The organism is Streptomyces sp. NPDC059740 (assembly GCF_042733155.1).
Classification (GTDB): domain Bacteria; phylum Actinomycetota; class Actinomycetes; order Streptomycetales; family Streptomycetaceae; genus Streptomyces.
Map to the genome: position 1 here is coordinate 97178 of NZ_JBHWGP010000023.1, position 6191 is coordinate 103368.

Consider the following 6191-nt stretch of genomic DNA (forward strand, 5'->3'; position numbering starts at 1 on the left):
GTATCCACTTGTCACTCTGGGTGGATGACGACGACAGCGGAACCGCCGGTGGTGTCCCGGCCCGAGGTGCAGCAGGTGCTCGCCCGCATGCGGGAGCTGGGCGAACAGCTCCCGCGGCGGGACGGCCTGGCGGTGTTCAACCAGGTCTACCTGACGGTCACCGAGCAGGTGACCGCCTCGCTGACCGCCGGCCGCTTCGGCGACGCCACCGCCACCGCGGCCCTCGACGTCCTCTTCGCGCGGCGCTACCTGGACGTCGCCTGCCCGGTGTCCGGCGACGCTGCGCCGCCCGCCGCGTGGCGCCCCCTGCTCCAGGCGCGGCACCGCACCGGGATCACGCCGCTGCAGTTCGCCCTGGCCGGGGTCAACGCCCATGTGGGGCACGACCTGGCCCTGGCCGTGGTGGACACCTGCCGTGCCCTGGAGTGCGAACCGGAGGCCCTGGAGGCGGACTTCGACCGGGTGGGGGTGATCCTCACCGCGCTGGAGGAGGCGGTCCGGGAGGCGCTGATGCCGGGGCCCGACCTGCTGGACCTCGCCGACCCCCTCACCCACCTGGTCGGTTCCTGGAGCCTGGAGCGGGCGCGGGACGCGGCCTGGGCGGCGGCCCGCGCCCTGTGGGCCCTGCGCGGCCTGCCCGACGTGACGGCCCATCTGACGAGGCGGCTGGACTCCGGGGTGGGGCTGGTGAGCCGGTTCCTGCTCACGCCGCTGGGCTGAGCAGGCCCCGCCCCGGCCGGCCTCAGTCCTCGGGCAGTTCGACCGGCGCGATCTCGTCGAAGACGTCGCCGGGGCCGGGGTTGCCGGGATCGGTGGCCCCGCCCAGGTGCGTCATCACGCCCCAGACCGCGTTGAGTGCGGTCTGCACCGCGCCCTCGGCCCAGCCGGCGGTCCAGGAGACGTCGTCGCCGGCGAGGAAGAGGCCGCGCCGGTCGGCGGGCAGCCGGTCCTGCACGAAGTGGGTGAACAGGCGCCGCTGGTAGCGGTAGTGGCCGGGCAGGTTCGCCTTGAACGCGCCCATGAAGTAGGGCTCGTCCTCCCAGGAGACGGTGACCGGGTTGCCGATGATGTGCCCCCGGATGTCGACGCCGGGATAGATCTCACCGAGTGAGTTGAGCATGACCTCCATCCGCTCCCGGCCGCTGAGCGGCAGCCACTTCAGGCTGTCGTCACACCAGGTGTAGGACAGGCAGATCACGGCCGGCTTGTCGGGGCCGTCGTCGAGGAGGTAGGTGCCGCGCGTCATGCGGTCGGTGAGCGTCATGCTCATCAGGTCGCGGCCCGTCTCGGGGTCCTTGTCGAGCCAGAAGGGGCGGTCGACGGGGACGAACAGCTTGGAGGACTCCATGTAGTGGGTGCGCTCGATCGCCGTCCAGTGGTCGATGGGGAAGAGCGAGTCGTCGCACTCGATCTTGGAGAGCAGCATCCAGGACTGGGCCGTGAAGACGGCGGCCCGGTAGGTGCGGATGTCACCGGAGGCGTCGGTCACCGTGGTGCGGTTGCCGGCGGTGCGGTGCAGCCGGGTCACGGCGGGGCGGGGGGCGCCGTCGTGGAGAGTGGCGAGCGAGGTGCCCGCGGCCCAGTGGACGAGCTTGTCCGGCACGTGCTCCCACAGGCGCAGCGGGAGCTGCTGGCTGCCGCCGACGATGCCCTCGTGGTGGTCGTCGGCCTCGGTGTAGACGACGCGGAGGATCTCCAGGATGGAGTTGGGGAAGTCGGTGTCCCAGCCGCCGGTGCCGAAGCCGACCTGCCCGAAGATCTCACGGTGCCGGAAGGAGCTGAACGACGGGGCCGCGCACAGGAATCCGTAGAAGGTCTGGTCGTCCAGCCGCTCCACCAGCCGTGACCAGATCTCCCGGATGCGGGGGACGTCGCGCTCGCGGATGGCGCGGTTCATCTCCTGGTAGTCGGCGCCCTCGTCCAGGCACGCCTGCCAGGCCTGCGCCACCTGGCGGTAGACCTCGGGCAGGTCGTCCAGGGTGCGGGCGTAGTGCGGGACGCCCTTGAGGTCGACGACGGTGGAGGGGGTGGCGGGCGAGAGGGGGTTGGGGAACGGCCTGGTGCGCAGGCCGACCAGGTCGACGTAGTGGCGCAGCGCGGTGGAGGACGGCGGGAAGCGCATCGCGCCGAGTTCCGCGGTCAGTTCCGCCTCGCAGCCCTCGAAACCGGTGGTGCGCAGCCGTCCGCCGAGCTGGTCCGCCTCGTAGACGACCGGCCGCAGCCCCATCTTCATCAGCTCGTAGGCGGTGACCAGGCCGGAGAGGCCGCCGCCGATGACGGCCACCTCCGTGCCGTGCTCGGTCGCCGGCACCCCTCCGAGCCCCGCCGGGTGCGCGAGGTAGTCGTCGTAGGCGTACGGGAAGTCGGGGCCGAACATGGTGATCGGCGGCTGCGACTCGGCGTGCTGGGGGGCGGCGGGAGGCACGGTGGACGCCATGGCGACGGCTCCTTGCGGGGGTGCTGGATCAGGTGTGCGGGTGGGCCGGGTCAGGCGCGGCCGGTCAGCGCGCCGTACAACTCCGGCCGGCGGTCGGCGAGGTAGGGGTTGCGGTCCCGGCCCGCGGCCAGCAGGTCGGTGTCGACGTCGGCGAGAAGGAGTTCCTCGGCGCGTCCGGCGCGGGCGCGGGCCGTTCCGTCGGGACCGGCCAGGCAGCTCCGGCCGACGAAGTCCCACTCCCCTTCCGGGCCGGTGCGGTTGACGTACGCCAGGTACATCTGGTTCTCGAACGCGCGGACCGGGACGAGGGACTCGGCGACGAACTCGTAGGGATGGAGCTGGGCGGTGGGCACCAGGAGCAGGTCGGTGCCGGCCAGCGCGTGGGCCCGCACGAACTCGGGGAACTCCACGTCGTAGCAGACCATCAGGCCCACGGTCAGGCCGTCGAGACGGGCCTGGACGACGGTGTCGGTGCCCGGGGTGAACCACCGGCGTTCGTAGTCGCCGTACAGGTGCGCCTTGCGGTAGGTGGTGGCCGGGGCGGAGTCGGCGGGGACGAACTGGACGGCGTTGTAGACCTGCTCGCCGTCCCGTTCCGGGTAGCCGTAGGCGATGGCGACCCCGGTCTCCCGGGCGGTCCGCGCGACGGCCCGTGCGCTCGGTCCGTCGGCGGGCTCGGCCAGCCGGTGGAGGTCCTCGTCGAGGGCGTAGCCGGTGAGGAACAGCTCGGGGCAGACGAGCAGTCGGGCACCCGCGTCGGCCGCCCGGCGGGCCGCGTCGCCGAGGGCGGCCAGTTGGGCGGCCGGGTCACCGGGCCGGCCGGAGCTCTGGAGCAGGGCGGTGCGCAGCACGGACATCGGACCTCGCGGCGGGAGAAAGGGCAGGGGGCCGCAGGGTCACCGGTGAGCGGACACGGTGTTCCGGGATGCGGCCGGACACCTCGACGGTACGGCGCGCCGCTCGGCGTGGACAAGGCGCCTTCGTTGCGCGTCCACCGGCGATTCGTTGCGCCTGCGCGGCGCGGGACGGCGAATCGGTGCGCGGAGGCGGACAGCGGCGGCCGGGGTGCCGGGGGCCTGTGCCGGGCGCCCGGGAGGGGCCGTGCCGTGCCCCCGAGCGCGCCGAGGTGGACCGGAGTTGGGGTGTCCACGGCCGGGCCGCGGCGCCTGCCCGGGGCGCGGTCGTCGTCGCCCGTGGCGGTCCTGGGCCCCGGCCCGGGGGCACGCCCGGTGGCGGGACGGCCGCACGGGGAGGACTGCGCCGCCCGCGGCCTCTCGGCCGGGGGCCTCCGGCCCCGGACCTCCTGGGCCAGAACCCGCAGCCGGTGCCCAGACGGCACTTTCGCCACCCGGGGCCCCTCTCAGCCCGGCGCGCCCGAGCTGAAGCGGCGCAGCAGCGGCGAGAGGACCAGCACGGAGCGGGTGCGCTCGACGAACGGTTCGCCGGCGATCCGCTCCAGGACGTGCTCGAAGTGGCGCATGTCGCCCGCGAAGACCTGCACCAGGGCGTCCGCCTCACCGGTGACGGTGGAGGCGGACGCCACCTCGGGGTAGCGGGCCAGGCCGCGGCGGATGTCGTCCGGGCTGGTCTTGCGCCGGCAGAAGATCTCGATGAAGCCCTCCGTCTGCCAGCCGAGGGCCGCCGGGTCGACGCGCACGGTGAACCCGGTGATGGCGCCCTCGGACCGCAGCCGGTCCACGCGCCGTTTGACGGCCGGTGCCGACAGGCCGACCTCCTGGCCGATGTCGGCGTAGGAGCGCCGGGCGTCCTCGGCGAGTGCGTGGACGATGCGTTCGTCGAGGTCGTTCAGGGGCACGGCGGGTGGTTCACCTCTGCGCGGAGGAACTGGACGGGGTGGCGGTGGCCAGACGGGAGCGGCGCATCCCGTACGCGAAGTACAGCACGAGGCCGACCGCCAGCCACACTCCGAAGACCACCCAGGTGACGGCGGAGAGGCTGAACATCATCCAGATGCACAGCCCGAAGCCGATCAGCGGGAAGAGCGGCGAGAGCGGCACGCGGAAGGCGCGCGGCATGGTGGGCCGGGTACGGCGGAGCACGACGACCGCGACGTTGACCAGCGCGAACGCGAAGAGCGTGCCGATGCTGGTGGCGTCGGCGAGCTGACCGAGCGGCACGGCGGCGGCCAGGATGCCGCAGAAGAGGGAGACCACCACGGTGTTGGCCCGCGGCACCCCGGTGCGGGCGTGGACGGTGGAGAAGACCTTGGGCACCAGGCCGTCGCGGGACATGGAGAACAGAATGCGGGTCTGTCCGTAGAGCACCGTCAGCACCACGCTGGCGATCGCCACGACCGCGCCGGCCGCCAGCAGCGAGGCCCACCAGGTCTGGCCCGTGACGTCCTTGAGGATGCCGGCCAGCGCGGCCTCGGAGCCCTCGAAGGCCTGCCAGCGGCGCGCGCCCACGGCCACGGCGGCGACCAGGCAGTACAGCGCGGTGACGATGATGAGGGAGGCGATGATGGCCCGCGGCAGGTCGCGCTGCGGGTTCTTGGCCTCCTCGCCCGCGGTGGAGGCGGCGTCGAAGCCGATGTAGGAGAAGAACAGGGTGGCGCCCGCCGAGCTGACGCCCGCCAGACCGAGCGGGGCGAAGGGTGCGTAGTTGCCCGCCCGGATGCCCTGCCAGGCCACCCCGCAGAACAGCAGCAGCGCGACGATCTTCACGCCGACCATGACGGCGTTGGCGCGGGCGCTCTCGCGGGCCCCGCCCAGCAGGAAGGCCATGGCCAGCAGGACGACCAGGAGCGCGGGCAGGTTGAACAGTCCGCCGTCCCCGGGGGGTCCGGCCAGCGCCTGGGGAAGGGTGACGCCGATCGTGCCGTCCAGCAGTTCGTTGAGGTACTGGCCCCAGCCGACGGCGACCGCCGCCACCGAGACGCCGTACTCCAGGATCAGGCACCAGCCGCAGACCCAGGCGACGAACTCGCCGAGGGTGGCGTAGGAGTACGAGTAGGAGGAGCCGGCGACCGGGATGGTGCCGGCGAGCTCTGCATAGGAGAGCGCGGAGAACAGGGCGGTGATGCCCGCGATCACGAAGGAGACGATCACGGCGGGGCCCGCCTTGGGCACGGCCTGGCCGAGCACCACGAAGATGCCGGTGCCCAGGGTGGCCCCGATGCTGATCATGGTGAGCTGGGAGACGCCCATCGTGCGGCGCAGGGTGCCGCCTTCGCCCTTGCCGCTCTCGGCGACGAGCTGCTCGACGGGCTTGCGCCGCGCCAGGCGGGCGCCGAGGCTCGGGGCGGGTCGAGGGGAGCCCGCACTGCTGCCGGGCGGGGCTTCGCCATGGTCCGTCACGGGAGGGCTCCTTCTCGCTGCCGGTCTGGGGGGCGTTGACCGACGGCAGAGCGCCCCACGGCACAACGGTGGGCCGCCTGGGGAAACCGCCGAGCAGACGGTCCCCGCCTCTCCACGTACAGCGCATGACCTTACGGGGAACCACGAGGGAACAGATATCCGGGTTCGTTGCGTCTGGCGGGACGAGCGTTGCGCGCGGAAGCGGTTCGCGCCCGATTGTTGCGCACCGGGCCCTCCACGCAACAGCCCCTGACGGCCAGGCGCACCTCCCCCGCTCGGACGGCCGACCCCGGCGTACCGGCCGTCCCCCCTTCAGGAACGGGCCGAACGCCCCTGAAGTGGGCGGACGCCGCTGCCCCGCACCCGGGGCGGGGGGGGGGCAGCGGCGTGCCTCCCCGCCCTGGGTCCGGGGGGGGTGAACAGCCGAGGGTGTGGAG

Annotated in this window: 5 protein-coding genes; 1 reads left to right on the forward strand and 4 read right to left on the reverse strand. The window is 73.3% G+C overall.

The window, feature by feature from the left end:
• Positions 1-24 precede the first annotated feature (24 nt).
• Entirely contained in the window at positions 25-720 is a 696-nt protein-coding gene (locus ACFV3R_RS23645) for a DUF5995 family protein (protein ID WP_385586477.1), read from the forward strand.
• 22 nt (positions 721-742) lie between these two features.
• Here the strand turns inward: ACFV3R_RS23645 and ACFV3R_RS23650 are convergent, their stop codons facing one another.
• The 4 genes from ACFV3R_RS23650 to ACFV3R_RS23665 all read right to left on the reverse strand — a co-directional run bounded on the left by ACFV3R_RS23650 (position 743) and on the right by ACFV3R_RS23665 (position 5754).
• Positions 743-2437, reverse strand: a complete 1695-nt coding sequence (locus ACFV3R_RS23650) for a flavin monoamine oxidase family protein (protein ID WP_385586479.1) — start codon at positions 2435-2437, stop codon at positions 743-745.
• 50 nt (positions 2438-2487) lie between these two features.
• The gene (locus tag ACFV3R_RS23655; protein ID WP_385586482.1) at positions 2488-3294 is read right to left on the reverse strand and encodes a carbon-nitrogen hydrolase family protein; all 807 of its coding nucleotides are present in this window, start codon (positions 3292-3294) and stop codon (positions 2488-2490) included.
• A gap of 503 nt (positions 3295-3797) precedes the next feature.
• Positions 3798-4253 carry an Lrp/AsnC family transcriptional regulator gene (locus ACFV3R_RS23660; RefSeq protein WP_385586485.1) on the reverse strand — a complete coding sequence of 152 codons (456 nt, stop codon included), beginning with the start codon at positions 4251-4253 and terminating at the stop codon, positions 3798-3800.
• 10 nt (positions 4254-4263) lie between these two features.
• Positions 4264-5754 carry an amino acid permease gene (locus ACFV3R_RS23665; protein WP_385586488.1) on the reverse strand — a complete coding sequence of 497 codons (1491 nt, stop codon included), beginning with the start codon at positions 5752-5754 and terminating at the stop codon, positions 4264-4266.
• Positions 5755-6191 lie beyond the last annotated feature (437 nt).